This is a genomic window from Chelatococcus sp. HY11, from assembly GCF_018398335.1.
Classification (GTDB): domain Bacteria; phylum Pseudomonadota; class Alphaproteobacteria; order Rhizobiales; family Beijerinckiaceae; genus Chelatococcus.
On sequence record NZ_JAHBRX010000001.1, the window covers coordinates 1172795 to 1199745 of the forward strand.

Here is a 26951-nt window from a genome sequence, read left to right on the forward strand (position 1 = left end):
CAGGCGGCACCGGGCAGCACGGACAGCAATCTTCCGAGCAAGGAAGCCGTCATGGCCTTCCTCGCGGGCGCCCCGGGCAAGGTCGGCAAGCGCGAGATCGCTCGGGCCTTCGGCATTGGCGGGGGCCAGCGCATCTGGTTAAAGCGAATGCTGCGCGAGCTCGAGGACGAGGGCCACGTCAGCCGGCGCGGCAAGCGTCTGGCGCGCGCCGAGAAGCTGCCGCCGGTCGTGCTGGCCGACATCATCGGCCGGGATCGCGACGGCGAGCTGCTGGCCGAACCCGTGGAGTGGAACACGGAGGAGCATGGCGCGGCCCCGCAGATCCTCCTGCAGATGCCGCGACGTCCCCGCCCCGGCCAGAAGCCTCCGGGCGTCGGCGACCGTGCCGTCATCCGCGTCGAGGAGAGCGGCGAGGAAGAGGGACCGCCCTATCTGGGACGCGTCATCAAGGTCATCGAGAAGGCCAAGTCCCAGGTCCTCGGTGTCTTCAGATCTGTCGCTGGTGGCGGCGGGCGGCTCGTTGCCGTCGACAAGCGCAGTCTTGGACGTGAGCTGCCTATCGCTCCCGAAGACACCGCGGAGGCGGAAGACGGCGATCTTGTCGCGGTGTCGGTCGCCCGGCACGGGCGCTTCGGCGCGCCCTCGGCCAAGGTGCGCGAGCGGCTGGGATCCATCCGCTCCGAGCGCGCGATCAGCCTCATCGCGATCCATACCCACGGCATTCCGGACAGCTTCTCGCCCGGCGCTCTCAGGGAGGCCGAACTCGCAGAACCGGTGACCCTGCGTGGTCGCGAGGATTGGCGCGAGCTGCCGCTCGTCACCATCGACCCGGTGGACGCGAAGGACCATGACGACGCCGTCCATGCGGCCCCCGATACAGATCCCGGTAACAGCGACGGCTTCGTGCTGACCGTCGCCATCGCCGATGTCGCCCACTACGTGACTCCAGGATCGGCGCTCGACAAGGACGCCCTGCAGCGCGGCAACTCGGTCTATTTCCCGGATCGCGTGGTGCCGATGCTGCCGGAGCGGATCTCGAACGACCTGTGTTCGCTGAAGCCGCACGAGGATCGGCCCGCGCTCGCGCTCCGCATCATCATCGACGCGCAAGGCCGCAAGAAGCGCCACACCTTCCACCGCGTCATGATGCGCTCAGTCGCCAAGCTCGCCTACCAGCAGGTGCAGGGGGCGATCGACGGCCATGCTGCCCCCGATGATCCGGCCGCAGCTTTGCTGGAGCCCGTGCTCAGGCCGCTCTGGGCAGCCTATGCCGCGCTCGCCAAGGCGCGTGACCATCGCGGGCCGCTTGCGCTGGAATTGCCTGAGCGCAAGCTCGTCCTCAAGGAGGACGGCACCATCGACCGCATCGTGACACCGCCCCGCCTCGATGCGCACAGGCTGATCGAGGAATTCATGATCCTCGCCAATGTCTGCGCGGCGGAAGCGCTGGAAGCGACCCATTCGCCGCTGATCTACCGGGTGCATGACGAGCCGTCGCTCGAGAAGATGCGGGCGCTCGGCGAGGTCCTGGCCTCCATCGGTCTCAAGCTGCCGAAGGCCGGGGCGCTGCAGCCCGCCCTCTTCAACCGCATTCTCGCCGCCGTGGAGGGAACGGAGCACAACGCCTTCGTGAACGAGGTGGTACTGCGCACCCAGGCCCAGGCCGAATATGCCTCGGAGAACTACGGCCATTTCGGATTGAACTTGCGCCGCTACGCGCATTTCACGTCGCCGATCCGCCGTTACGCCGACCTCGTGGTGCACCGCGCGCTGATCCGGGCGGGACATCTCGGGGCGGACGGCCTGCCCGCCGGCACGACCACCGAGCAGCTCGCCGAGGTCTCCGCGGTGATCTCGGCGGCCGAGCGGCGGGCAATGGCGGCCGAGCGCGAAACGATCGAGCGGCTCGTCGCCCATCACATGGCCGATCGCATCGGCGCCGAGTTCAGCGGCCAGATATCCGGCGTCACCAAGGCCGGGCTCTTCGTGAAACTGGACGAGACGGGCGCCGACGGATTTATACCGGCCGCGACGCTCGGGGCCGATTATTTCCGCTACGAGGAAGGTCGGCACGCGCTCGTCGGCAGCCGCAGCGGCGAGACGCACCGTCTCGGCGACCGCGTGCAGGTTCGGCTCCTGGAAGCCGCGCCCGTCGCGGGAGCGCTGCGTTTCGAGCTTCTGTCCGAGGGGCGACGCGGGGCCGCGTTGCGCGGCAAGCACCGCGGGTTCAAAGAGAAGGGCGGCAGGACGGGGACAATGTCTTCGCGAGGCCGGTCGGAACGGACGGCGAAAACCGCCAGGAAAACCGTCAAGGCGGTGAAGGTGAAGTCGACATGGCATCCCACGGAGGATTGACGCTGGACGAGGACACTCCCCGCCCGTGGTGGCCGGCGATCAGCAATGGCCTGCGCTGTCGTTGTCCGGCCTGCGGCGAGGGACGGATTTTTTCCGGTTTCCTCAAGGTGGTGCCAGCTTGCCCGCATTGCGACGAGGACCTGAGCGCCCAACGCTCGGATGACCTGCCGCCCTATATCGTGATTACCATCGTCGGTCATATCATCGGCGCCGGGATCCTGGCGGCCGAGGCGATCTCGGAGCTTCCCCTGTGGATGCACGCGGTGGCTTGGCCGCTTTTGACCATCGCGCTCTGTCTGGCGATGATGCAGCCGGTCAAAGGTGCCGTCGTCGCGCATCAATGGGCCTTGCGCATGCATGGCTTCGGCAGCCATGACCACTCCGATACAATCGATGGGACGGGCGGGACTAAACTGTGACTGAACCTTTCGGAGTTGAAGCACCGCCCACAATGCAAGTCCCGCCAAAGGCACAGGTGTTGCGGCCGCGCGATTCGGCGACCCTGATCATCCTCGACGGCAACCGCCGCAAGCCGCGTTTCCTCATGGGCCGCCGCCATAGCCGGCAGGCGTTCATGGCGGACCTGTTCGTCTTCCCGGGCGGGGCCTGCGAGGCGGCAGACCGCCATATGAGCGCTGTTGGCGCGCTCGACCGGATGATCGAGGCGCGGCTCATGGAACGCAGCCGGAGCCGCGCGACCGACCATCCACGGACGCTCGCGCTGACGGCTATCCGCGAGACCTTCGAGGAAACGGGTCTCCTCCTCGGCACCAAGGACTACGGCGCGCCGGACAACGCCCCCGCCTCCTGGAATGGCTTTGCAGATAATGGCGTCATCCCAGAGCTGGAGGGGCTCTATTTCGTGGCGCGCGCGATAACCCCGCCCGGCCGCTCCCGGCGTTTCGACACGCGCTTCTTCGTGGTGCACGACACGGCGATCGCCCATGAAGTTCCGGGCGTTGTCGGGCCCGACGCGGAATTCGTCGAGACGACCTGGGTCTCCTTTGAGGAAACCGAAAAGCTCGCCCTGCCCGACATCACCCGCATCATACTTGGCGAGCTCGCGCTGCGCTTGAAGGCGGGCCTGCCGCACGCGGCCCCGGTTCCGATGTTCTATCAATCGCGCGGGAAGCATCGGCGCGACGAGCTCGTCGCCAGCCCCTCCTTCCTTTGAAGGCCGGGCCGAACAGCTGTTGGTCATTTCCAGGCCGTCATCACGCGAAGGTGCGCAGCTGAGACGGCGGTGCAGGGGCTGAATCATCGCACGCGTTCGCGAGCGGGCCTTGCATCCGGCCATTGACCGGTGTAGTCAGCGCGATCAAACTGATTTGTCAGACTTGCCATAGAAGGAGGCGCTCATGGCTCGCGTCACCGTCGAAGATTGCATCGACAAGGTCGAGAACCGTTTCGAGCTCGTTCTCCTCGCCAGCCACCGTGCGCGGCTGATTTCCGCCGGCGCGCCGCTGACCATCGATCGCGACAGGGATAAAAATCCGGTTGTTGCGCTGCGTGAGATCGCCGATTCCAAGCTTACGCCGGAAGATCTGAAGGAAGACCTGATCCATTCCATGCAGAAATACGTGGAAGTGGATGAGCCGGAGGCCAATGAAGTGCCCCTTCTGGCGCCGTCAGCTGCTTCAGGCGGTAGCGATGATCCGGATATCTCCTTCGATCGCATGAGCGAGGAAGACCTGCTGCGCGGCCTCGAAGGCCTTGTGCCGCCGGCCGGCAGTGACGACGACGAGTAGTCTATCGGCATCATTCTCGTTAACCTTATTGTGAAAAGCCCGGGCCCACCCGGGCTTTTTTTATTCCCCCGGCGCCGCAAGTGTCGCCTCTGTCGCTTGTCCTTGGCGCGATTAGAGCCGATATTTCAATGAAATGGCTTGTCATATTCAGACAGCCCGGAATGTTCAGTCGATGATGCGGCAATATGAATTGGTCGAGCGCGTCAAGCGTTACGATCCCAATGCGGACGAGGCCCTGCTCGATCGCGCCTATGTTTATGCCATGCGCGCCCATGGCTCGCAGAAGCGCGCCTCTGGCGATCTGTTCTTCTCGCATCCACTCGAAGTCGCGGCGATTCTCACCGATCTCAAGCTGGACGACGCGACCATCGTCGCCGCGGTCCTCCATGACACCATCGAGGATACGGACGCCACGCGCGAGGAGATCGATCGTCTTTTCGGGCCGGAGATCGGCGCGCTCGTCGACGGCCTCACCAAGATCAAGAAGCTCGACTTCGTCTCGAAGAAGGCGACCCAGGGCGAGAATTTTCGCAAGCTCCTCCTCGCCATCGCCGCCGACGTCAGGGTGCTGCTCGTCAAGCTCGCCGATCGCCTGCACAACATGCGGACCCTGCATTTCATGCAGCCCGCCAAGCGCGTGCGCATCGCCGAGGAGACATTGGAGATCTATGCGCCGCTCGCTGGCCGCATGGGCATCCAATGGATGCGAGACGAGCTGGAGGACCTCGCCTTCCGCACGCTTAAGCCGGAAGCCTTCGACACGATCAACAAGCGTCTCGAAGAGGTCACGCAAAACAACGGCCAGTTGATCGAAGCGATTGAGAATGACCTCACGGCGCGGCTCGCCGACCGCACCATCCCGGCGGTCGTCACGGGCCGGCGCAAGCGCCCCTATTCGATTTGGCGGAAGATGGAACGGAAATCCGTCGCCTTCGAGCAATTGTCGGACATCTTCGCGTTCCGCATTATCGTCAAGACGATCGATGACTGCTACCGCGCTCTCGGCGTTGTCCATACGACCTGGCCCATGGTGCCGGGCCGTTACAAGGACTATGTCTCGACGCCGAAGCAAAACGACTATCGCTCCATCCACACCACGGTGATCGGCCCCGGCCATCAGCGCGTCGAACTTCAGCTGCGGACCGAGGAGATGGACGCCATCGCCGAATACGGTATCGCGGCCCACTCGGCCTACAAGGAAGGAAACACCAGCGCGGCTCACGGCGCTGGTGAAAGCCGGGCCTACCAATGGCTGCGGCGCACGGTCGACCTGCTCGCGGAAGGGGACAACCCGGAAGAGTTTCTCGAACATACCAAGCTCGAGCTGTTCCACGACCAGGTGTTCTGTTTCACGCCTAAGGGCCGCCTGATCGCCCTGCCCCGGCGGGCGACGCCGATCGATTTCGCCTACGCCGTGCACACCGACGTCGGCAATACGGCCGTCGGCTGCAAGATCAATGGACGCATTGCGCCCCTGCTCTCCGAACTGCAGAACGGCGACGAGGTCGAGATCATCCGTGCGCAGGAGCAGGTGCCGCCGGCCGCCTGGGAATCGCTGGTCACGACCGGAAAGGCGCGCGCCGCCATCCGGCGGGCCACACGCACCGCCGTGCGGCGCCAATATGCCGGCCTCGGCCGGCAGATCATCGAACGCGCCTTCGAGCGCGCCGGCAAGGCCTTCGGCGAGGATAAGCTGAAAGCGGCCCTGCCCCGCCTCGCCCGCGCATCCGTGGAGGACGTGCTGGCGTCTGTGGGCCGTGGCGAGATGTTTTCCGGCGACGTGGTGAAAGCCGTCTATCCCGAATACAAGGACGAACGTCGCCCGACCGTGGACGGCGCCGTCGGCCACGGATGGTTCGGCCTGAAGAGCGATACGTCCTTCAAGTTCAAGGTTCCCGGCAGCCCCGAAAACGCCGGCAACGGTTATGCCATTCCCATCCGTGGCATCGCGAGCGACCTTCCCGTGCGCTTCGCACCGGCTGGCGGCGCCGTGCCCGGCGACCGCATCGTCGGCATTCTCACACCGGGCGAGGGCGTGACGATCTACCCGATCCAGTCCCCCGCGCTGGCCGACGTCGAGAACGAGCCGGATCGCTGGCTCGACGTGCGCTGGGACATCGACGAGCACAACGCGCAGCGTTTTCCGGCTCGCATCAAGCTCAATTCCATCAACGAGCCCGGGACCCTCGCCCAGATCGCGCAAGTGATCGCGGAGCACGACGGCAATATCGAAAACATAGCGATGAGCCGCCGAACACCCGATTTCACCGATCTCGTCATCGACCTGTCAGTCTGGGATTTGAAACATCTCAACGCCATCATCAGCGAACTCCGGGCTAAGCCTGTCGTCAGCAAAATTGAACGTAGCGTCGGCTAACTTATCCCCTGACAAAGCCGCCTGAAGCGGTGCACATCTGATGAAACCGGCCTATAGTGCCGGCGTTGCTGCATTTGACGCAGACCTGTTGCCCGCTTAATGATTCCCTCTCGGGATTGCGCGTTACGTGCATGCCCACTGATTTTGTCAAGGCGACGCATTGTCCGCCACGGCCGCCGGTTTGGCCTGTCAGGGCGTAACGGTATTATTATGCGTATGATGACCGCAAGGATGCGGATCTGTTCAGAGTAGAGTCGTCGGCTTTAAAAGTTAACGGAGCCGGCAGTTCGGAGCGGTAGCGTAAGGGAGGCTCCCGTCGCTGTTGCCGCCGCTGGACTTTTCTGGACGGTGGAGCAATATGCGCTTGTCATTTCTATCGCAACTGTGCGACAGCAACTGTTGAATGCCCGTAGGACATTTGGTGATACTGATACATTTTTCACAACGCCGTCTTCGGACGACAGGTTCGACTCTGTAAAACGCCTAATCGAGATACAAGCAATGACAAGCCCACAACGTCTCGCGTTATTTATCGATGGGGCGAACCTCTATGCCACGACGAAGACATTAGGCTTCGACATCGACTACAAGCGTCTTTTGAAAGAATTCAAGGGGCGTGGAAATCTCGTGCGCGCCTTCTATTACACGGCGCTGATCGAAGATCAGGAATATTCCTCCATTCGACCTCTGATAGATTGGCTGGACTACAACGGCTATCGGGTCGTCACCAAGCCCACCAAGGAGTTCGTCGACTCCGCCGGCCGGCGCAAGGTCAAGGGCAATATGGATATCGAGCTCGCGATTGATGCGCTGGAGCTCGCGCCCTACATCGATGAAATGATCCTGTTCTCCGGCGACGGCGATTTCCGCTCGCTGGTGGAGGCCATGCAGCGCCGTGGCGTGCGCGTGTCGGTGATCTCGACCATCTCGACCCAGCCGCCGATGATCGCCGACGAATTGCGGCGGCAGGCCGATGAATTCATCGAGATCATGCAACTCGCCTCACGCATCGGTCGCGATCCCACCGAGCGCACGGACCGTCCGAGGCCGCTCGGCTTCGAGGACAAGGCCGACAGCGCCCGTTCCCGCTATACCGTTGAAAAGCGTTATGGCATCCGTCAGCCAAGCGACGAAGACGGCCTCGAATCCCCTTGAGCGCGCTTCTGCGGCGCAAGGTGCGGCACGACGCGGTGGAGCCGGGCCACGATTGCCCGCTCTGCCCGCGGCTTGTTGCATTCCGGGAGGAATGGCGGGCACGCGAGCCGGGCTGGCATAATGCGCCCGTTCCCGCCTTCGGGCCATCGAACGCCCGTCTGATGATCGTTGGGCTGGCGCCGGGCCTCAGGGGCGCCAACCGGACTGGCCGGCCGTTCACTGGCGACTACGCCGGCGACCTTCTGTACGCGACCCTGGCCGAGTTCGGCTTCGCGCATGGCCACTATCGCGCCACGCCGGACGATGGTCTTGCGCTCGACGACGGCATCATCGTCAACGCGGTGCGCTGCGTGCCGCCGCAGAACAAGCCGACCGGCGTTGAAATCGCGGCCTGCCGCCCGTTTCTCACCGGGCAGATCGACGCGTTGCCGCAGCTATCAGCGGTTGTCGCGCTCGGCCGCATCGCCCATGAAAGTGTCGTTCGTGCCCTGGGAGGCAAGCCCGGCCGCGTCCCCTTTGGCCATGGCGCCGAACACGACATCGATCGCATCCGGCTGTTCGACAGCTATCACTGCTCGCGGTACAACACCAACACACGTGTCCTTACACCCGAAATGTTCCGGGCCGTATTCCAGCGTGTGCGTGCTTTCCTGGACAGCAAGGCTTGATTCGCCCCCGCGACCTCAGCCCTTCTCGCGCATGAGGCGGGAGCGCTCGCGATCCCAATCCCGCTTCTTCTCGGTCTCGCGCTTGTCGCCGAGGGTCTTGCCGCGCGCCAGCGCGATCTCCACCTTCGCGCGTCCCTTGGGATTGAAATAGATCCTGAGCGGCACGACCGTGAACCCCTGGCGCTGCGTGGCGCCGATCAGCTTGTTGATCTGGCGCTTATGCAGGAGCAGTTTCCGCGGCCGCCGCGTCTCGTGGTTGAAGCGGTTGGCCTGCAGATATTCCGGGATGTAGGCGTTGAACAGCAGGAACTCCTCGCCCGAGGGGCCGGCATAGGCTTCCGTGATGGTCGCCTTGCCTTCCCTGAGCGATTTGACCTCTGTGCCGGTCAAGGCAATTCCGGCCTCGATTTTCTCGACGATCTCATAGTGGAATCGCGCCTTACGGTTCTCGGCAACGTTCCGCGTCGTCTCCTTACCGGCGGACATCACACCTCACCCGTTGATCAGCCCGGCATGCACCAGGGCCTCACGGAGCGTATGGCGCGTGGCGTCGGAGACGGGAACCATCGGCAGCCGCGTCTCTGGGGACATGCGCCCGAGCAGCGCAAGCGCGGCCTTCGCGGGCGAGGGATTGGTCTCGATGAACAGCGCCGTATGAAGCGGCAGCAACCGATCCTGGATCGCCAGAGCGCTCGCGTAATCCCCCCGGAGGCAGGCCTCCTGGAACTCCGAGCACAGTTTTGGCGCGACATTGGCACTGACGGAGATGCAGCCATCGCCGCCGTGGGCCATGAAGCCGAGCGCCGTCGCATCTTCGCCAGAAAGTTGGTTAAAGTGCGGGCCCATCGCCGCGCGCTGGAGGCTCACGCGCGCCACATTGGCGGTCGCGTCCTTGACGCCCGCGATGTTTGGCAGCTCGAACAGCCGCTTCATGGTGTCGACGGACATGTCGATCACCGAACGCGAGGGAATATTGTAGATCAGAATAGGGATGCCGATGGCGTCATTGATGGCCTTGAAATGCTGATAGAGCCCTTCCTGGCCGGGCTTGTTGTAGTAGGGCGTCACGACCAGCACGCCCTGAGCGCCGGCCTTTTCGGCATGGCGCGCCAGATCGACGGCTTCGGCCGTATTGTTGGAGCCGGCGCCGGCTATGACCGGCACGCGCTCGCCCGCGGCGGCAATGCACCATTCGACCACCTGTTTGTGTTCGGCATGGGACAATGTGGGGCTTTCGCCCGTCGTGCCGACGGGAACGAGCCCATGGGTGCCGTTCTCGATCTGCCAGTCGACATGGGCGCGAAACGCGGCCTCATCGAGGGCACCATCGCGAAAAGGCGTAACGAGCGCAGTGATCGATCCCTTGAAGGGAGAGCGTGAAGTCATCGGTGTGGTTTTCCCCGCGAGGGGAATCTCCCATGCAGCGTTTTTCGGTGCGGCGGTTCGGCCGCCAGCACACGGAGGAGGTCATAGCCTTCTCAAGGTGATGGCGCAAAAGGCCAGCATAGTAAAGGTGTGATGCGGGTGATTTGGAATTCGTTAAGATCCAAGAGCGACAACTTTCCTAACGCAGGTGTAGTGTGTCCGTGCTCGAGTTCGGGAGAGGCCGGATGAAGCCGAGAGCGCGCCTTCTGGCGGGAATCGCGGTTGCCGTTCTGTCAATCGCTGTTGTGTGGCCGGAGAGAGCTCCGGTTCAAATGCCGGCTCCTCAACGCGATAAGGAGGCCGAAGCGCCTGCGGCCGCGCCATCCGCGGCGACTGGGACCGCAAGCCCCGAGAGTTCTCCATCCGCCGCTGAGGCCATCGCGGAAGCCGATCCGACCGAGATGCCGCCGACGCCGGTGAACACGGATCCGGCGGCGCTCGCCTATGCCGGCCCCGACCAGATGCAGAGCCGCGACGCCAAGCCGCCCCACGCGCTTTCGATGGCACGCCCCGATCTGGACGCCATCACCGTCGAAGCCGACACAGTTACCCAGATCATCGACCACTATCGCAAGGGAAATATCAGCGAGGGTGATGGGCTTGCGGCAGGCCTGTCGGGCGCCGCCGCGCGCACGCTCGTCGAATGGATCGCCATCCGCCACAACGGCTCGCATCTCGGCTTCAACCGCCTTTCGGCCTTCCTCGCCGACCGTGCCGACTGGCCCCAGAGGGACATCACACAACGCTACGCGGAGCGCGCGATGTGGCGGCAGAAGCTCTCGCCCGCCGCCACGCTGTCGTTTTTCTCCGGACGCGAGCCTGAAAGCGCCGATGGCAAGTACGCCCTGGCGCTCGCTTACCAGCAGGCAGGCGACGACAAGACGTCTCAGCCGAACGGGAAGGCGGACGGCAAGGTCGCGGATCGAAAGACCCTGGACGACAAGGCCCTGGCTCTGGTCCAGGATGCCTGGCGTAACGATCCGGTCGACCGCGACCTCGAGCGTGCCCTCCGCGAGAGCTTTCCCGCCATCTTCACAGCCGACAACAATCGCGCGCGGCTGGAGCGCCTCGCGTTTCGCAAGGATTGGACATCGGCCCAGCGCCTGGCCGCCGATATCGGCCTCACCGAGGTCAAGCTCCTGAAAGCCCGGATGACCATCGACCGGGGCGGCACCATGAAGGCAGCGCTCAATGGCCTCAGCGCCGCCGAGCGGGCGGAGCCGCTGATCCAGTTCGTCGAGGCGCAGGACCTGCGCCGCCAGGGAAAGCGCGAGGAAGCCGCCGCGATCATGCTCAAAGCGCCGACCAAGCGGGACACCGTGGTGGAGGGCGATCAATGGGCGAAGGAGCGCCAACGCCTCGCGCGCGGCCTGCTCGAGGCCGGCAAGCCGCAGCTGGCCTACGACATCATCAAGCCGAATGTCGCGGTGAGCGAGACGGACACGATCGAGACGGAAATGCTCGCCGGCTGGATCGCCTTGCGGTTCCTCGACAAGCCGGATCTTGCCGCCGCGCATTTCACGGCGGCGGAGCCGCATGCCGACCTGCCGACTTCGGTCGCGCGCGTGGCCTACTGGCGTGGACGGGCGGCCGAGGCCGCCAAGAACGCCGGCAAGAAAACCGCCGAAAATGCCGCCGACGCGGATGCGTTTTATGAGGCCGCGGCACAGCACGTCACGACCTATTACGGACAGCTTGCACGCGCCAAACTCGGCAAGACCGATCTGCCGGTCAATCCGCCCGCGAAAGGGGACGTACTGGCGCGGGCGTCACTGGAAAAAGGCGAGATCGTCCAGGCGATCCGGCTTCTCTACCACCTCGACGAGCGGCGGATCGCCACCCTTCTGCTCGATGAACTGGCGCGCAACGTCCAAGGCGCCGACACCATGACCGCTGTCGCGCATATCGCGGCCTCGCTGGGGGATACCCGGGCGGAGCTCGTCGTTGGCAAACGCGCCCTATACCGCGGCTTTCCCCTCGACCGGACAGCTTTTCCGACAAGCGGCATCCCAACGTTCGAAACGGCCGGCGATAGCGTCGAGCGGTCGATGACCTATGCGATCGCACGACAGGAAAGCGCGTTCGCCGCGGATGCCGTTTCCTCGGCCGGCGCGCGCGGGCTTATGCAGCTCATGCCCGCCACAGCGAAAGCGACCGCCCAGAAGGCGGGACTGCCGTTCGACGTCGATCGCCTCACCAGCGATCCGGCCTATAACGCGACGCTCGGCACCGCCCATCTCGGCGAGCTCGTCGGCTATTGGCGCGGGTCCTACATTCTGACCTTCGCCGCCTACAACGCCGGTCCCGGCAACGTGCGGAAATGGATCACGGCCTATGGCGACCCGCGCGACAACGACGTCGATACCGTGGACTGGGTGGAGCGCATACCCTTTCCGGAAACGCGCAATTATGTGCAACGCGTTATGGAGAATCTTCAGGTCTACCGGCATATTCTGAGCGACCGGACCGCCTTGTTCATCGAGCGCGATCTCCGGCGGGGGGCGTTCCAGTAGGCCATCCGTGCCATGGTTCGTCATGCGTCGCCCCGGCAGTCTTGCCGGGGCTCATGTTGTCTTGTGCTGTGCCGGTGACCGATGACTGTGACTGACGGCTTCCGCGATGAATTTGTGAGCGCCAGCGACGGCCTTCGCCTCCATGTCCGCGTCTACGGTAGCCGCCCCAGCGAAAACCTGCCCGTGGTATGCCTGCCCGGCCTCGCCCGCACCGCTGCGGATTTCCATGAGCTCGCAATCGCCCTTGCCTCGGATACGCGCCGGCCGCGCCGCGTCCTGGCCGTTGACTATCGCGGTCGCGGCCTCTCCGAATGGGACAAGGACTGGACGCACTACGATCCGCAGGTTGAAGTCGATGATCTGATTCAGGTCCTGACGGCGCTCGGCGTGCCCCAGGCCATTTTTGTCGGAACCTCGCGCGGCGGCCTCCTGATCATGGCGCTTGCGGTGGCACGCGCTGGTATCGTGCAAGGGGCAGTCCTCAATGACGTCGGGCCCGTGCTCGATCCGCGCGGGTTGATCCGTATCCGCGGCTATATCGGCAAGCTGCCGACACCGGCGGACTTCCGCGAGGCTGTCGGAATTCTCAAGCTGCTATCGAGCGCGCAGTTCCCGGCGCTGGGCGATGCGGACTGGGACCTTCTCGCGCGCCGCACCTGGGTCGAGGAAAAGGGCAAGCTCGTCCCAGCCTATGATCCGGCTCTGGTGAAGACGCTCGAGAGCGTCGACCTGGAGGAGCCGCTACCGGAGCTTTGGAACTACTGCGACCTTCTCCGCAACGTTCCGATGCTGACCATTCGTGGCGCCAATTCCGACATCCTGTCCGAGGCGACATTGGCCGCCATGCAGGCGCGCTACCCGAAGATGGAGGCCTTGACCATACCGGACCAGGGCCACACGCCGCTGACATGGGAGCCCGCGGTGATGAAGGCAATCCTGCGGTTCGTTCAGGGTGTGGATTCACAGGCGGCGTGATGGGGCAGCCCGTCCTGAGCCTCGTCCCGTCCGATGGGAGGCTCGGATCCTGAATCAAGGATTTTATGTAACTATCTGATGATATTTTATTTTACCAGATGTCGCTCGATAGTCGCTGATCGTCGCCTCTTTTTATCATTGTCTCCCGGTCAAGGCTGTCAATTCTCCGGTTTGCGCGTTCACCGATCATGCGCGAGATCGGGTCCTAGAATCCCTTATTGAAGCGCAGGCGCGCGTCGATCGTGCCGTCCAGGGCCAGATCCTTGAAGCCGACGCGACGGCTCACAAGTTCACCGGAGCGCGTGTAGAGCACCTCCAGACCGAGATCCATGTCCGCGACGGGCGACCAGGTCAGCCGGGTGCCTGTGCCAAGGGTTAGCCTTGCCTGATCATCACCCTGTGCGCGCAAAGCGATCCTTGGCGGCTCTTGCCAGACGAGGCTCGTGAAAATGGCATGCCTGAGATTGGGCAGCCAGTGATGGATAAAACCGCCGGATATGCTCCAGCTCTCTGCCTGCGGGCCGGCCTGCGGCAGCTCTGGCTGAGCGGCTCGCACCTGCTCCGGGGCCGTGATCGGGCCAGCCTTGCGGTCTCCCTCAACGAATGCGGCCTGGAACCACAAGAGATCCGCTGGTGAAACGGTTTGCGCGCCCAAGCGCGTGATGATTTCGACCCCGAACTGCGATTCACCAGTCGGGGTTGCCCGGACATCCGCAAGGGCCAGATCGCGTAGCCTGCTTGCGGGATCAGATTGCGCGACATCGGCCAGCCGGGCCTCCTGACCGCAGGCCGCGCCGGCTTCAGCGACATCGCTCAGGCGGCCAACGCAGGCCGCCGCTTCAACGGGGGAGGCGGTAGCGACGAGGGTGAATGCCGGCATTGCCAGCAACAGCAGACGCATCAAACCGGCGGGCCGGATGATGAACGGGTTGCCCTCGCTCTCACCGTGCCTCGACGTCCGGCAGGGTCTGTCGCGCCGCATGTCCATCCATGCCTCGACTCATCACACGCGAGAGACGCATTTATCGCGTGATGCAATCAAGGATGGGTGAATGCGTCGGACTGGCAATGCAGTTCGCGCCAACGACCTCGCGGGAACGGCATCTCACAAGGATTTTTAGCAAATTGCCTACCGCGATTTCGCCCCCGGCAAACGGTGACGTTCAACCGGTCCGGTTGGCGTCAGTGGGCGATCTCTATCGACAGTCCGTCATAGGCGGGCTCTATGCCCGCCGGGAGCTCACCGGAGAGTTTTCCATAGTCGAGATCGTTGTGGAGGTTGGTCAGGAAAGCCTGCCTCGGCGTCACGCGATCGATGAGCGCAAGCGCCTCGGCTACGCTGAAATGCGTGGCATGGGGCGTGTAGCGCAGGGCGTCGAGGATCAGAACATCGAGCCCCATGACATAAGGGACGCTCGCCTCGGGCATGTGGTTGATATCGGTGGCATAGGCAAAATTGCCGATGCGGAAACCGTAGGCCTCGAGGCGGCCGTGCTGCATGGAGAACGGCATGGCTGTGATGGCGCCGCCCGGTCCCTCGATGACAGTCGCGCGTCCGACCTCAAGGGAGTGCTCGATCAGAAAGGGCGGGTATTCGCTGTCGAGCGGCGTGGCGAAGCAATAGCCGAAGGTTTCCCTCAGGAACTCGCCCGTCGCCCGGTTAGCGTAGACATTGATGGGTTTGCGCATACGCAGCGACAGCGGCCGCAAATCGTCGATGCCATGAGTATGGTCCGCATGCTGGTGGGTATAGAGCACGCCATCGAGATGATCGACATCCGCCGACAGGAGCTGCTCCCTGAGATCCGGTGACGTATCGATCAGCACGCGGGTCGTCCCTGCGCTGCCGCGTCGCTCGATGAGAACGGAACAGCGCCTGCGCCGGTTACGGGGCTCGCCAGGATCGCAAGCGCCCCAGCCTCCACCGACCCGCGGTACACCGCCGGATGACCCACAGCCGAGCACGGTCACAGTCGTCGTCACGAGGCATGTCCTTCCGGACTGGCGACCAGTTCGTCCCGACCGACTTTCGAGAAGAGTCGTTCGAAATTAGCGGTGGTCGCGGCGATCAGGGCAGCTTCATCCATGCCCTTCACCTCCGCAAGCACCCGTGCGGTATAGCCGACATGCGCCGGCTCGTTGCGCTTGCCCCGGAAGGGTTCTGGCGCGAGATAAGGCGCATCGGTCTCCACCAGGAGACGCTCGATGGGGGCCATCGCGGCGATCTCCCGCAGTTCCTCGGATCGGCGGAAGGTCAGGATCCCGGAGAACGACAGATAGAGCCCAAGCTCGAGCCCCACCTCAGCCAGTTCCCGCCCTGACGAGAAGCAATGCAGAACCGCCGTGAAGGCGCCTGCCCGCATCTCGTCCTTCAGGATGGTGATCATGTCCTCGTCGGCCGAGCGCGCGTGAATGACGAGCGGCAGCCCGCTGTCCCGCGCCGCGGCGATATGGGTGCGGAACACAGCCTGCTGCAGATCGCGCGGGTTGCGATCGTAGAAATAGTCGAGGCCGGCTTCTCCAATCGCGATGCAGCGCGGATGAGCGGAGAGCGCGACCAGCCGCGCGGCCGGCACGTCGGGCTCCTCGCCAACCTGGTGCGGGTGCGTTCCCACCGAGAAGAACACGCCCGGATTGCGCTCCGCCAGCTCGCGATAGGTATCGAAGTGGCTGACGAGGGTCGAGATCGTGACAAGGCGTCCGACGCCCGCCGCTTGCGCCCGCGCAAGGATCTCATCGATGTCAGTCTGGTAGTAGTCGAGGTGGCAATGACTATCGACCAGCATGCTCGTCACGCGCCCTGCCCTTCGCTCGCGGCCTCCGGCTCGACATACCGTGGGAAGATCGGCGCGGGAGCCGGCAAGGCGCCGCCTGGCGCCAGGCGGCCGGTGGCGCCAAGCGCCGCGAAATCGCGCGCCTCCGGGGGCACGGCAAGCAGGTTGAGCAGTTTTCCGGCGGCGTTCGGCGTCACCGGCTGCACGAGGATGGCCACCTGCCGCAACACCTCGGCCGTGACATAGAGCACCGTCGCCATACGGGCGGGATCCGTCTTGCGCAGCGTCCACGGCTCCTGAGACGCGAAATAGCGGTTGGCGTCCGCCACAACGGCCCAGGTCTCGGCGAGCAGGCTATGCAGGGCGAAATCGGCGATCGCCGCCCGCGCCTTCGGCATCAGCGCGTCCAGAGCTGCCAGAAGCGCCTCGTCGGCCGGCGTGAAGGCGGCCGGCGCGGGCACCTTGCCCTCGCAGTTCTTGGCGATCATCGACAGCGAACGCTGCGCCAGATTGCCGAGATCGTTAGCAAGATCGGCATTGGTGCGATTGACGATGGCATCGTGGCTGTAGCTGCCGTCCTGACCGAAGGGCACCTCCCGCAGGAAGAAGTAGCGCACCTGGTCAAGGCCGTAACGCTCCACGAGCTCGAAGGGATCGATCACATTGCCGACCGACTTCGACATTTTCTCGCCGCGGTTGAACAGGAAGCCGTGCGCGAAGACCCGCTTCGGCGGCTCCAGTCCCGCCGCCATCAGGAAGGCCGGCCAATACACCGCGTGAAAGCGCACGATGTCCTTGCCGATGATATGCGCGCTGGCGGGCCAGTAGCGCCATTTCGGCGCATCGGCGTCGGGATAGCCGGCCGCCGTGACGTAGTTGGTGAGGGCATCCACCCACACATACATCACGTGCTTCGGGTCCCCCGGCACCGGGACGCCCCAGTCGAAGGTGGTGCGCGACACCGAAAGGTCGCGCAGGCCCGACTTCACGAAGCTGATCACCTCATTGCGGCGCTCCGTGGGGCCGATGAAATCCGGATTGGCCTCGTAAAAGGCGAGCAGGCGATCCTGATAGGCGGAGAGACGGAAGAAATAGCTTTCCTCCTCGTTCCACTCCACAGGCGAGCCGAGCGGCTCACGGCGCACGCCATCGTCGCCGAGCGTGGTTTCGCTCTCCTCGAAATAGGCCTCCTGCCGCACGGAATACCAGCCGGCATAGCGATCGAGATAGATGTCGCCATTGGCGGCCATCGCCTTCCAGATCGCCTGGCAGGCTTCATAGTGGCGCGGCTCCGTCGTGCGAATGAAATCGTCGTTGGAGCAGTCGAGGTGCTTGAGCAGCGACTGGAACACGGCGGAGTTGCGGTCGGCGAGTTGCTTTGCCGTCACGCCTTCCTTCTCAGCGGTCTGCTGCATCTTCAGCCCGTGCTCGTCCGTCCCGGACAGGAACAGCACGTCCTTGCCGTCGAGGCGCTGAAAACGCGCCAAGGCGTCGGTCGCGATCACCGTATAGGCGTGACCGATGTGCGGCGCACCGTTGGGATAGAAGATGGGGGTCGTGATATAGAACGTCTCGGCCATGCGCCAACCATCAGAGGCGACGACATCATGGCTCACGCGGCACTGGAGCGCCGAACGGCCTCCGCGAGGTCGCCGATAAGGGAAAATACGAACGGGCGACGATCGAGATTGAGAACCTGGACGTCGCGCGCCGCGCGGAGGCCTTTGTCCCATACCTCCACGAGTGGCGCAAGGCGTGAGGCGCCCGCCGCCGCCTCGGTGTGCACGCGCTCGCCGATCCAGTCTCCGACCGTCGTCAGAAAAGTCGCGAAACGCTCATCATCCGCACGCCCGGACAACTGGTCCGCAAGGCCGTAAAGGTCGCTCACGTCCTCGTCCGGCAAGCGCGCGAGCATCCGCCGGACCCGTTCGACAAGCGCGCTGACATCCGGGTCGATCAGCCGGAGCGCCGTGCGCACGGAGCCGTCGGCCATCGCGGCCGCCTGCCGCACGGCCGTGGAATCGGAATGCGCGTCGAGCTTCGCGAGGACGGCGGCGACATCGTCGGGGCCGAGCGGCCGCATGATCATCTTGCGGCAGCGCGAGCGCAAGGTCGCCATCGTGCGCCCGGGTGCATGCGCGACAATGAGAAACACCGAACGCGGCGGCGGCTCCTCCACCACCTTGAGCAAGGCATTGGCGCTCGCTGCGTTGAGATCCTCGACACTGTCGACGATCGCCACACGGTAGCCGCCGGCGCCAGCGGTGGTGCCGAAGACCGCGAGGGCGCGGCGGACCGCATCGATCGGAATGGACGCTGACGGCCCCTTCTTGTCCGTTCCGGGCGTCCGTCGCAGGACCACCAGATCCGGATGGGACAGGGCCGCCACCTTGCGCGCCACCGGGTTATCGGGATCGACGCGAAGATCCACCGCACGCACGACGGCGGGCGCTGAAGGATCGGGATTCGCCAGGAGAAAACGCGCGGCGCGGTAGGCGAAGGTCGCCTTGCCGATGCCCTGCGGTCCACCGATCAGCCACGCGTGATGCAGGCGCCCGCTCCGGAAGGCGTCCAGAAAAGCGGTTTCCGCCGCGGCATGGCCAAAGAGATCCGCCTGCTCGCGCGGATGGGGGCAATCCAGGAAGCGATCAGCTTCGATGCCGTCAGGTAGCGACACACGGTCCCCGCTTCGTCGGTTTTGGCAGATCCATCTTTGCGCGCGCGGCTTCGGGGATCGGCAGCCGCTCGAGGACTGCCGCCCAGATCGCCTCCTCCACCGCATCCTTGTCCTGCGTCGCGTCGATAACGACGCAACGTTCCGGCTCGGCAGCGGCGATGGACAGAAACGCGGCGCGCAGCTTCTCGTGGAACGCGAGGCCCTCGGCCTCAAAACGATCACTGGCCGCATCGGCGCCAGCGCGTGCCGCCGCCCGCGCCAGACCCGCCTCTGCCGGCAAATCGAGGATGAAAGTCACGTCCGGCATCACATCGCCCGCCACGACCCGTTCCAGGACCGCGAGCTGCCCGGGATCTATGTCACCCGACGTACCTTGATAGACGCGGGTCGAATCGACGAAGCGATCACACAGAACCCACGTGCCGCGCGTCAGCGCCGGCGCGATCAGGGTGTCGATATGGTCGATACGGGCGGCTGAAAAAAGGACCGCCTCAGCCAGAGTCCCGAAGCGCTTCGCGGCACCGGCGAGAAGCAGAGCCCGTATCCGCTCGGCCTTCGACGATCCACCTGGCTCGCGTGTCATGATCGCGTCGATGCCCACGCCTTGAAGGCGCGCTGCCAACCGCTTGATCTGCGTGGATTTTCCGGCGCCCTCCCCGCCCTCGAAGGTGATGAAGGGTGCCTTTTCCACGCGCTCCGCTGCCTGTTTCACCAAAACGGCTTGCACCTAAAGCTTGTTGAACGCATCCCGGATAAAGCCGGTCGACAACTCGAACATCGCACCGAAGGCACGCTGGGAGATGCTTCCCCTCTCCACCGCCCGCGCCGTCACGAGTGGCAGGTCGAGCACCTCGACATCGCCGCGCGTTACCTTGAAGCGTGCGACCTCCTTACCCGCAGCGACCGGCGGCATCAATGGCCCGGTATAGACGATCTTCGCCACGAGCTTGTCAGCCGACCCGCGCGGGATGAGAACCTCGATCGGATTGGGCGACACGAGACCGACGCTTCCCTCGACCCCGCCATAGACGCTTGCTTCGCCGACCTCCACATTGGCGCCGAACAGGCGCCTCGTCTCGAAGGAGCGGAAGCCCCAGTCCAGGAGCCGGCGCGCGTCGTCCGCCCGATCCTTCGCCGTCTTCAGACCATTGACGACGACGATGAGCCGGCGCCCACCGCCAACGGCCGAGCCGATAACGCCGTAACCCGCCTCCTTGAGATAGCCGGTCTTGACGCCATCGGCGCCGATGTTCATCGCGATGAGCGGATTACGATTGAGCTGCCGGATCTTGTTCCAGGTGAACTCAGGCTTGCCGAAATAGGCATAAAGATCCGGGTAGGTGCGAATGATGTGGGCGGTCAATATGGCGAGATCACGGGTGGTCGTACGCTGGTCCGGATCATCCAGGCCCGTCGAATTCATGAAAGTGGAGCGCGAAAGGCCGAGCTCGCGGGCGCGATCCGTCATCATCCGTGCGAAATTGGCCTCATTGCCGGCAATCCCCTCGGCGATGACGATCGACGCGTCGTTACCGGACTGGATGGCGAGGCCCTGCAGGAGGTCGACGACCTTCACCGAGCTACCCAGCGCCGCATACATCGCCGAACCGCCTGAAGGCGCGCCACCGCGCCGCCACGCGTTTTCCGAAACCACGAACTCGGTGTCGAAGTTGATGCGCCCTTCCTTGATCTCGCGGAACAGGAGTTCCGCCGTCATGACCTTGGCCATGCTGGCCGGAATCATGAGCGTGTCCGCCGCCTTCTCATACAGGATGGTTCCGGACCCGTAGTCCATGAGGATCGCATGCGGAGCGGCCGATCGAAAATCCTGGGCCGCGGCGATGCCTGCCATGGCCAGGAACAGGCTTGCGATGCGCGCCGCATGGCCGACGGAGGAACTGACCGCCCGCGTCTTTCGGCGTCCATGGCTGGCCCCTCCGAATGACGGACATGAAACAGCGGCGCCAATCCCCCGAAACGCGTGCCGTCTCAGCTTCGAGCGCAAGCTGTTCGATACGCAAGACATAGCCGCACTCCCACCCCATCAATACGAAACGCCCGGAATCTTGCTCCGGGCGTTTCCTGAAATCAACAGTGGGAGCGATGCTTAGTCGACTGAACTTGATTTGAAGGAAACAAACCTTTGCGAGGTTGTTTCAGCAAATCCGCTGGTTGCGCGAAAGGCGTTCGGCACCGGCAGCGCTTCAGCATAGAAAAGCGCGGCGGCCTTTGTCGGGCGGGCAGGCTGGTTCACAGCCTGACGCTGAGGCGCTCCGGGTGTGCTGCGGGTTGTCCCGCCAAGATCAAAGGGACGTTCGGGCGGCAGCGGGATGTTGCTCACGACACGGCCCTGGCTCGGCACCGGCGCTGTGGCGAAAGACTGTACAGCCGTCGCGGCGGGGGCTGGCGCGGCCACCGGCTCCGCATAAGCCACCCGCTCGATGCGCGGCGCAGCCGGCGGCGGCTCCTGCCGCGGGTTGAAGGCGAGCGCCTGAGGTCTCGCCGGCTCAGCGCGGGCGACCATGACAGGCGCGGTCGAGCCGCCCGGCAGGCGGGCGGGGCCGGTGTCGGTCAGCGTGGCGATCAATTTGCGATCGTCGCTGCCGGCAAGACCGGCGCGCCCGATATAATCGACCTGCACGCGCGCCGTGCCGGCGCGCTTGAAGCCCAGCGCCTCAGCGGTCCGCGACGAGACGTCTATGAGTCGGTTGCCGTGGAACGGACCACGATCGTTCACGCGCACGACCATCGACTTGCTGTTGGTCAGATTGGTCACCCGCACGTAGCTCGGCAGCGGCAGCGTGGGATGCGCGGCGGCAATCGACAGCTTGTCGAAAACCTCACCGTTGGCGGTCTTGCGGCCATGGAAGGCATCGCCATACCACGAGGCAAGGCCGACGCGGGAATAGCCTGCATCCTCGCGCGGGTGATAGACCTTGCCGGCGATGGTGTAGGGTTTTCCGACATGGTCGCGACCGCCGCCCTTGGGGATTGGGCCGCTCGCTACGACGCGCGGGCTCGGCGACACACCATATTTGGGATCGATCTTGGAGCCCTGCTGCTGCGGTGCGCTGCAGTTGGCGAGAATGAGGGCCGTCGCCGAGGCAGCCGCCCCCTTGAGCAAGGGCCGTGAAAGGACCTTTAACCGGAGAAAACGCTCGGGAACATCGGAATACGCATCGGCGACATTGTCACTGCTGCTCGTTCTCTGCGTCTTCTCGAAGACCGGCATTGGCCCATCCTGTGTCGTTGCGGTATGGCGGATTTACAAGCCTCAGGGCGATGGCGCAACCCATCTTCCCCGGAAAGCCCAAAACACCGGCCAATCCGACAGTCCTACCTTGCCAGGCGGATAACAAATCCTTGAGGCGCCCCCAGCATTCGATGAGGAATCGAATGCATCTACGCAAGACGCGCCTATCAGGAGCACGTCCAAATACGGCAAAAGGATGACACGATCGCTCTTCGCCCGCTAGCCAAATTGGGCTGACGTTCGCGCTGGACGGCATCAGTTCTACTGTCGCACCGATCTTTTTGACGCGAGCTTCCCGTCCTTCGCGCGCCGCCGCATCACCCAGAGGATGCCTGCCGCGATCGCGAGGACCAAGAGCGCGAGCGCGCTTGCGCCCCAGGGACCGATACTATGGAGGATCGCGCCGACATGGGCGAGATGGCGGCCAAACAGGAGAGCCCCACCACCCCATGCAACCACCCACAAACCCGCGCCGATGACATTGAACGTGAGAAAGCGCCCCCACGACATTCCCGCAACTCCTGCGACAACGCCGTTCAACTGCCTTAGAATATTGAAGAATCTCGCGAACATGACCGCGACCGGGCCATAGTGGGCGAATACATTCTCGATGCGCGCGAAACGCTCCTCAGTAAGGCCAACGCGCCCGCCATAACGCAGGAGGACCCGGCGGCCGAGCAAGCGGCCAATGAGATACCCAACATTGTCGCCGAGGACCGAACCGCCCCAGGCGTAGATGAACAGCCCGACCGGCGATAGATCTCCCCGCGCCGCCAGCACCCCGGCGGCGACCAGAAGGGATTCCCCCGGAAGGGGCAGCCCAAGGGATTCAAAAAACAGGACGAGACCGACGACCGGCGTGCCGTGGGCGCGTAAAAATGGTTCAAACGAGGCAAAAAAATGATCCACGCGTCAGCTCTCGCGGCAATATCGATAAGGGGCAGCCACAATGGGGCTTGGCCGCATTGTCCAGACTCCACATGCCACAGGCTATCCTGACGTCAACTGGCTCGTGTGGCGAGAGGCGAGAGCAGATCGGTCTCCTCCGGCTGCACCTCAGCCGCCAGCGGCGCTTCAACGGCTTGCATCAGCGCGGCATCATCATTGGCGGGCGTATTGACACGGTTTGATACAGGCCAGTGCGTCATCACGTCGGCCGGATAAGGCCGCAGCATGTCGCGCGGATCAGTTTCCTGGACGGACAGCCATCGATCGTAGCCCTCGGGGCCGATGATCACGGGCATACGATGATGGATTCCATCCACACAGGTATTGGCTTCCGTCGTCAGCACGCAGAAGGTCCGCACCCAGCCGTTCGCTGGATGCCGCCAGTTCTCCCAGATTCCCGCAAGGGCAAAGGGCCTCGAATCGCGCATGGTGATAGCATGAGGCTGCTTCGTACGCATTCCGGGGATAGTCTGCCATTCGAAAAAGCCGTCCACCGGCACGAGACAACGTCTCCGGGCGAAAGCCGCCCGAAAGCTCGACAGACTATGAACGGTCTCGGCCTTGGCGTTGATCGGACGACGGCCGCCCGCCGGATCCTGCAACCACGAGGGGATCAGCCCCCAACGGAGCAGATCCAGTTGGCGCGCGCCTGTCTGCGGATGCTCGCGCATGACCCACAATGGCTGGCCCGGCGCCCCGTTATAGCGCGGCTTCACGCGCGTCGACATGCCGTCGACAACCGCGTTCAGAATGCCAAGGGCAAGAAGTTCCGGCTCACTGGCCTGGATGATGCGACCGCACATGGGCGGCAACTAGAGCATGTCCGGAAGCGGCAATCCAGTACCAACACGCGTCACCGAGCGCCCGTTAACGGTCTGGAATACATAGGGCGGAGGGCGCAACGATCGCGGGGCGAATTCGCTATCCAGCAATCCCTGGGGCCGTCTGGCGGCGTAGCAATGTGGCGAGAGAAGCCTGACCGCGGACCGGCGCCGCACAGCGCGTGAACGCGCGCAGCATCCCCTCAATATGCCACAAGTGAATGATTTATCTATAATTTTCCAACGGCGATGGTCACACATCGCGTGCCATCTTGCCAAAAGACGCATTTCCGCTTACATATGGTGCACGATGTTGACCGGACGATGGGCCGGACGGATGCACTTATTCGCTTTCGCCGAGCGGCGTGCTCCTTCAGACTACCTCTCCAAATCGACAGAGTTCGACGGTCAGCGGATGTGGCTGCCGGCGTTTACCCATGGCCGAAAGGACTTTCTATGGCGACAGGTACTGTAAAGTGGTTCAACGATCAGAAGGGCTATGGCTTCATCCAGCCTGACAACGGTGGCAAGGACGTTTTCGTTCATATCTCCGCCGTGCAGCGTTCTGGACTGGTCGGACTCGTGGAAGGCCAGAAGGTCTCCTACGACGTCGAGGCTGACCGGCGCACCGGCAAGGAAGCTGCTGTCAACCTTCAGGCCTCCTGAGCCTACTTACGGATCTCGGACGGCCCGGTTCCGGGCCGTCCAGCCTGACAGATATTTCCATTCAGGTGGCAACACCGGAATATGGGAATTCGTCCCAGGTTTTGATTGTGGAGCAAGGCTGTTCGCAGCCATGGCCGGTGCGCCGGATTGCTCATTTCAAAGACCGGTCGGCAAGACCCAATAACAAAGGATAAAATCATGAACTTCATCTTCGCGCCACGGCGCGTTAAGAGCCGTCGCGTCGGCGACAGCTTTACCGTCGAGAAGCTCTGGGCCGACAAGGCCGGACTTCGGCAGGACCTTAGCCATCTCATCGATCGCAGCTACCGCTATTGCTCGCATCGCGAGCTGCGCTGGCATCTGGCTGATCGCTTCGGATTGGCGCCCGATCAATGCGCCCTCCGCCCGGCATGAGACGGTGCATAGCCAAATTTAAAAAATCAGCCCAAGCTCCTGATTGATAAGCGATCAATCAGATATCAAGCGCGGCCACATCGCGCTTCCATCGTGATGGCCCTGTCAGCGACGGGGCCATTTGCATGAGTGCGGCCGTTACAGGTCGACGCTGTTAACGACGATGGTCACGACGATAAATACCACAATCGATACCGCCGTATTGACCAGGATCTTGCGAAGGAGCAGGGGATGTTGCGGCGCGCCAGGCTCGGTCCCGGCCGGTATCCCATCTTTCTCCTCACCTTCAGCCTGACTGCGGACCCAGAACGGCAGGATCGCGAAGAGCGTGGTCCACCAGATGATGAAGAACAGCGCCAGCGTTCCGGTGATCGTCGACATCGGCATATAGTCTTCCAACATTCTGGCGCGGATCTCCTTGATCACCCGTTTGGCCGGCTAGCGCCTCAGCGCAGCATGCCCTCCTCCGCAACCGCCATAGATTGGGCGGCGCATGGTCCCGTTCCTCCCCTATACGGCAAGAATATGCACGTGACAGGTGGGCTTCTTGCCCCAGGCATGCTGGATTTCCGAACGGACGGCACGTTCAATGGCTTTTCCGACGCTGTCCGGGTCGCGGCGCTTGGCGCGCGGCAGACCGTCGAGCACGTCATTGATCGCGTCGGCTATCAGCTCAATCGTGCTGTCGGCGCCAAAGGCTTCCGGCAATCCGCTGAACGAGACCTGCGGGTCCGCAGCGATGTCGCCCTTGGAATCCAGCGCCAGGGATACGGTGACCACGCCACTGAAAGACAGGCGGCGGCGCTCCGGCACGACGGTCTCGCCGCTGTCGACGAGCACCGTTCCATCTTTATACACCCGTCCCACCGGCAGCTGATCGACCATAGAGGGCTTGCCTGGCGCGAGCTGTACCACGTCGCCATTCATCGGCCGCAGCACGTCCGGTACGCCCATCGAGCGGGCGAAATCCCTGTGCTCCGTCAAATGCAGCGCCTCCCCATGGGCCGGAATGGCGATTCCCGGCTTCAGCCAGCTATAGAGAGCCTCAAGCTCCCCACGCCGCGGATGTCCGGAGACATGGACGAGATGATTCCGGTCCGTGATGATCTCGATGCCGCGCTGGGCGAGACCGTTGATGATCCGGTTGACCGAACGCTCGTTGCCCGGGATCGTCCGCGACGAAAAGATCACCCGGTCGCCTGGTGCCAGCGTCATGTCGGGATGGCTGTCGGTCGCCACCCGCGCAAGCGCGGCGCGGGGCTCGCCTTGGCTTCCCGTGAGAAGAGCGACGACCTTGTCCCGTGGCAGATAGCCGTAGACATCCGGTGAGCGGAACGGAGGCAGGCCCTCGAGGTAGCCGCAATCGCCCGCCACATCGAGCGCGCGTTCCATCGCTCGGCCGAAGACCACCACCTCCCGTTCGGCAAGCGCCGCCGCGCGCGCCACGGCATGGAGGCGCGCGACATTCGAGGCGAAGGTGGTAACAGCGACGCGCGCCGGCGAGGCCTTGATGATCTCGGCGAGCGTCGACGCGACATCGGCCTCGCTCGGGCTGGTGCCCTCGCGGAGCACGTTGGTGGAATCGCAAACGAGTGCGAGAACGCCTTCCTCTCCCAATTCCCGCAGGCGGGCCTCATCGGTCGGCAGGCCGAGTGGCGGTGTCGGATCGATCTTCCAGTCACCGGAATGGACGACGAGGCCGAGCGGCGTGCGGATGGCGAGCGCGCAGGCCTCCGGTATCGAATGGGCGACGGGGATGAACTCGCAATCAAACGGCGGCAGCGATACGCGCCCGCCCTGCGGCACGACAATGATCTCCACCTTCGGCGCGCCAGGCTCGGAGAGGCGGCGCGCTTCCAGAAGGCCCGCCGCGAACGGCGTGGCGTAGACCGGGACGCGGAGCCGTGGCCACAGATCGGCGATGGCGCCGATATGATCCTCGTGGGCATGGGTGATGACGATACCAACGAGATTCTTGCGCTCTTCCTCGATGAAACGGATATCAGGCAGCACGAGATCGACGCCGGGCACATCCTCACCCGCGAAGCTTACTCCGCAATCGACCATCAGCCACTGGCGCCGATTCTCGGGACCGAAGCCATAGAGGCTCAGGTTCATACCGATTTCACCGAGCCCGCCAAGGGCTGCGAAGACCAAGCTGTCGTTGCGGGGCGCCATACCC

The 26951-nt window shown here is 63.9% G+C and carries 25 protein-coding genes; 11 read left to right on the top strand and 14 right to left on the bottom strand.

Annotated elements, in window-relative coordinates; genetic code table 11:
* Positions 1 to 51 precede the first annotated feature (51 nt).
* From rnr to KIO74_RS05545, 7 genes are all read left to right on the top strand, one after another.
* The gene (rnr, locus tag KIO74_RS05515; protein ID WP_213334305.1) at positions 52 to 2355 is read left to right on the top strand and encodes a ribonuclease R; all 2304 of its coding nucleotides are present in this window, start codon (positions 52 to 54) and stop codon (positions 2353 to 2355) included.
* Positions 2334 to 2774, top strand: a complete 441-nt coding sequence (locus KIO74_RS05520) for a DUF983 domain-containing protein (RefSeq protein ID WP_213331069.1) — start codon at positions 2334 to 2336, stop codon at positions 2772 to 2774. Before rnr ends, KIO74_RS05520 begins: the two co-directional genes overlap by 22 nt.
* A gap of 32 nt (positions 2775 to 2806) precedes the next feature.
* On the top strand, positions 2807 to 3529 hold the full coding sequence (locus KIO74_RS05525; protein ID WP_213331070.1) for an NUDIX hydrolase: 723 nt from the start codon (positions 2807 to 2809) through the stop codon (positions 3527 to 3529).
* A gap of 184 nt (positions 3530 to 3713) precedes the next feature.
* Positions 3714 to 4103 carry a DNA-directed RNA polymerase subunit omega gene (gene rpoZ, locus KIO74_RS05530; RefSeq protein WP_213331071.1) on the top strand — a complete coding sequence of 130 codons (390 nt, stop codon included), beginning with the start codon at positions 3714 to 3716 and terminating at the stop codon, positions 4101 to 4103.
* A 172-nt stretch (positions 4104 to 4275) separates the two neighbouring features.
* A complete protein-coding gene (locus tag KIO74_RS05535) occupies positions 4276 to 6480 on the top strand; it encodes a RelA/SpoT family protein (RefSeq protein ID WP_213331072.1) in 2205 nt (734 codons plus the stop codon).
* A 501-nt stretch (positions 6481 to 6981) separates the two neighbouring features.
* Complete coding sequence (locus KIO74_RS05540; RefSeq protein ID WP_213331073.1) at positions 6982 to 7635, top strand: LabA-like NYN domain-containing protein; 654 nt, start codon at positions 6982 to 6984, stop codon at positions 7633 to 7635.
* Positions 7632 to 8303, top strand: coding sequence for a uracil-DNA glycosylase (locus KIO74_RS05545; RefSeq protein ID WP_249730867.1), 672 nt, complete (start codon positions 7632 to 7634; stop codon positions 8301 to 8303). Before KIO74_RS05540 ends, KIO74_RS05545 begins: the two co-directional genes overlap by 4 nt.
* 15 nt (positions 8304 to 8318) lie before the next feature.
* On the opposite strand, the gene smpB is transcribed toward KIO74_RS05545, so the two are convergent.
* Both smpB and dapA read right to left on the bottom strand, forming a co-directional pair.
* Positions 8319 to 8789, bottom strand: coding sequence for an SsrA-binding protein SmpB (smpB, locus tag KIO74_RS05550; protein ID WP_213331074.1), 471 nt, complete (start codon positions 8787 to 8789; stop codon positions 8319 to 8321).
* Positions 8790 to 8795: 6 nt separating this feature from the next.
* The gene (gene dapA, locus KIO74_RS05555; RefSeq protein WP_213331075.1) at positions 8796 to 9689 is read right to left on the bottom strand and encodes a 4-hydroxy-tetrahydrodipicolinate synthase; all 894 of its coding nucleotides are present in this window, start codon (positions 9687 to 9689) and stop codon (positions 8796 to 8798) included.
* Between the two features lie 224 nt (positions 9690 to 9913).
* Between dapA and KIO74_RS05560 the strand changes: the two genes are divergently transcribed.
* Together KIO74_RS05560 and KIO74_RS05565 are read left to right on the top strand one after the other, a co-directional pair.
* Positions 9914 to 12241: a lytic transglycosylase domain-containing protein gene (locus tag KIO74_RS05560; RefSeq protein ID WP_213331076.1), complete on the top strand. Its 2328-nt coding sequence runs from the start codon at positions 9914 to 9916 to the stop codon at positions 12239 to 12241.
* An 81-nt stretch (positions 12242 to 12322) separates the two neighbouring features.
* On the top strand, positions 12323 to 13216 hold the full coding sequence (locus KIO74_RS05565; RefSeq protein WP_213331077.1) for an alpha/beta fold hydrolase: 894 nt from the start codon (positions 12323 to 12325) through the stop codon (positions 13214 to 13216).
* Positions 13217 to 13421: 205 nt separating this feature from the next.
* Here KIO74_RS05565 and KIO74_RS05570 read toward each other — a convergent pair whose 3' ends face one another.
* The 10 genes from KIO74_RS05570 to KIO74_RS05615 form a co-directional block, all read right to left on the bottom strand.
* The gene (locus tag KIO74_RS05570) at positions 13422 to 14198 is read right to left on the bottom strand and encodes a hypothetical protein (protein WP_213331078.1); all 777 of its coding nucleotides are present in this window, start codon (positions 14196 to 14198) and stop codon (positions 13422 to 13424) included.
* A 200-nt stretch (positions 14199 to 14398) separates the two neighbouring features.
* Complete coding sequence (locus KIO74_RS05575) at positions 14399 to 15199, bottom strand: MBL fold metallo-hydrolase (protein ID WP_213331079.1); 801 nt, start codon at positions 15197 to 15199, stop codon at positions 14399 to 14401.
* Entirely contained in the window at positions 15196 to 16002 is an 807-nt protein-coding gene (locus KIO74_RS05580; protein WP_213331080.1) for a TatD family hydrolase, read from the bottom strand. Before KIO74_RS05580 ends, KIO74_RS05575 begins: the two co-directional genes overlap by 4 nt.
* A gap of 5 nt (positions 16003 to 16007) precedes the next feature.
* Entirely contained in the window at positions 16008 to 17570 is a 1563-nt protein-coding gene (gene metG, locus KIO74_RS05585) for a methionine--tRNA ligase (protein ID WP_213331081.1), read from the bottom strand.
* 32 nt (positions 17571 to 17602) lie between these two features.
* Positions 17603 to 18667 carry a DNA polymerase III subunit delta' gene (locus tag KIO74_RS05590; protein WP_291978883.1) on the bottom strand — a complete coding sequence of 355 codons (1065 nt, stop codon included), beginning with the start codon at positions 18665 to 18667 and terminating at the stop codon, positions 17603 to 17605.
* Positions 18654 to 19394, bottom strand: a complete 741-nt coding sequence (gene tmk / locus KIO74_RS05595; protein ID WP_291978885.1) for a dTMP kinase — start codon at positions 19392 to 19394, stop codon at positions 18654 to 18656. Before tmk ends, KIO74_RS05590 begins: the two co-directional genes overlap by 14 nt.
* Entirely contained in the window at positions 19395 to 20519 is a 1125-nt protein-coding gene (locus KIO74_RS05600) for a D-alanyl-D-alanine carboxypeptidase family protein (protein ID WP_213331083.1), read from the bottom strand.
* Positions 20520 to 20774: 255 nt separating this feature from the next.
* Positions 20775 to 21899, bottom strand: a complete 1125-nt coding sequence (locus KIO74_RS05605) for a septal ring lytic transglycosylase RlpA family protein (protein WP_213331084.1) — start codon at positions 21897 to 21899, stop codon at positions 20775 to 20777.
* A 282-nt stretch (positions 21900 to 22181) separates the two neighbouring features.
* Complete coding sequence (locus KIO74_RS05610; RefSeq protein ID WP_213331085.1) at positions 22182 to 22829, bottom strand: DedA family protein; 648 nt, start codon at positions 22827 to 22829, stop codon at positions 22182 to 22184.
* A gap of 92 nt (positions 22830 to 22921) precedes the next feature.
* On the bottom strand, positions 22922 to 23671 hold the full coding sequence (locus tag KIO74_RS05615) for an SOS response-associated peptidase (protein ID WP_213331086.1): 750 nt from the start codon (positions 23669 to 23671) through the stop codon (positions 22922 to 22924).
* Positions 23672 to 24145: 474 nt separating this feature from the next.
* On the opposite strand from KIO74_RS05615, the gene KIO74_RS05620 reads away from it, so the two are divergent.
* Positions 24146 to 24355, top strand: coding sequence for a cold-shock protein (locus tag KIO74_RS05620; RefSeq protein ID WP_213331087.1), 210 nt, complete (start codon positions 24146 to 24148; stop codon positions 24353 to 24355).
* A 198-nt stretch (positions 24356 to 24553) separates the two neighbouring features.
* Positions 24554 to 24769, top strand: coding sequence for a hypothetical protein (locus KIO74_RS05625; RefSeq protein ID WP_213331088.1), 216 nt, complete (start codon positions 24554 to 24556; stop codon positions 24767 to 24769).
* Between the two features lie 138 nt (positions 24770 to 24907).
* On the opposite strand, the gene KIO74_RS05630 is transcribed toward KIO74_RS05625, so the two are convergent.
* Positions 24908 to 25195, bottom strand: a complete 288-nt coding sequence (locus KIO74_RS05630; protein WP_291958981.1) for a DUF1467 family protein — start codon at positions 25193 to 25195, stop codon at positions 24908 to 24910.
* 84 nt (positions 25196 to 25279) lie between these two features.
* Positions 25280 to 26947, bottom strand: a complete 1668-nt coding sequence (locus KIO74_RS05635) for a ribonuclease J (protein WP_213331089.1) — start codon at positions 26945 to 26947, stop codon at positions 25280 to 25282.
* Positions 26948 to 26951: the final 4 nt, after the last annotated feature.

Coding starts and splice junctions, on each gene's coding strand:
- KIO74_RS05580 (WP_213331080.1), bottom strand. CDS start 16,002: ATGCTGGTCGATAGTCATTGCCACCTCGACTACTACCAGACTGACATC.
- KIO74_RS05635 (WP_213331089.1), bottom strand. CDS start 26,947: ATGGCGCCCCGCAACGACAGCTTGGTCTTCGCAGCCCTTGGCGGGCTC.
- KIO74_RS05620 (WP_213331087.1), top strand. CDS start 24,146: ATGGCGACAGGTACTGTAAAGTGGTTCAACGATCAGAAGGGCTATGGC.
- KIO74_RS05625 (WP_213331088.1), top strand. CDS start 24,554: ATGAACTTCATCTTCGCGCCACGGCGCGTTAAGAGCCGTCGCGTCGGC.
- smpB (WP_213331074.1), bottom strand. CDS start 8,789: ATGTCCGCCGGTAAGGAGACGACGCGGAACGTTGCCGAGAACCGTAAG.
- KIO74_RS05565 (WP_213331077.1), top strand. CDS start 12,323: ATGACTGTGACTGACGGCTTCCGCGATGAATTTGTGAGCGCCAGCGAC.
- KIO74_RS05560 (WP_213331076.1), top strand. CDS start 9,914: ATGAAGCCGAGAGCGCGCCTTCTGGCGGGAATCGCGGTTGCCGTTCTG.
- dapA (WP_213331075.1), bottom strand. CDS start 9,689: ATGACTTCACGCTCTCCCTTCAAGGGATCGATCACTGCGCTCGTTACG.
- KIO74_RS05535 (WP_213331072.1), top strand. CDS start 4,276: ATGATGCGGCAATATGAATTGGTCGAGCGCGTCAAGCGTTACGATCCC.
- metG (WP_213331081.1), bottom strand. CDS start 17,570: ATGGCCGAGACGTTCTATATCACGACCCCCATCTTCTATCCCAACGGT.
- KIO74_RS05615 (WP_213331086.1), bottom strand. CDS start 23,671: ATGTGCGGTCGCATCATCCAGGCCAGTGAGCCGGAACTTCTTGCCCTT.
- KIO74_RS05600 (WP_213331083.1), bottom strand. CDS start 20,519: ATGGCAGGCATCGCCGCGGCCCAGGATTTTCGATCGGCCGCTCCGCAT.
- KIO74_RS05525 (WP_213331070.1), top strand. CDS start 2,807: ATGCAAGTCCCGCCAAAGGCACAGGTGTTGCGGCCGCGCGATTCGGCG.
- rnr (WP_213334305.1), top strand. CDS start 52: ATGGCCTTCCTCGCGGGCGCCCCGGGCAAGGTCGGCAAGCGCGAGATC.
- KIO74_RS05605 (WP_213331084.1), bottom strand. CDS start 21,899: ATGCCGGTCTTCGAGAAGACGCAGAGAACGAGCAGCAGTGACAATGTC.
- KIO74_RS05540 (WP_213331073.1), top strand. CDS start 6,982: ATGACAAGCCCACAACGTCTCGCGTTATTTATCGATGGGGCGAACCTC.
- rpoZ (WP_213331071.1), top strand. CDS start 3,714: ATGGCTCGCGTCACCGTCGAAGATTGCATCGACAAGGTCGAGAACCGT.
- KIO74_RS05570 (WP_213331078.1), bottom strand. CDS start 14,198: ATGCGGCGCGACAGACCCTGCCGGACGTCGAGGCACGGTGAGAGCGAG.
- KIO74_RS05520 (WP_213331069.1), top strand. CDS start 2,334: ATGGCATCCCACGGAGGATTGACGCTGGACGAGGACACTCCCCGCCCG.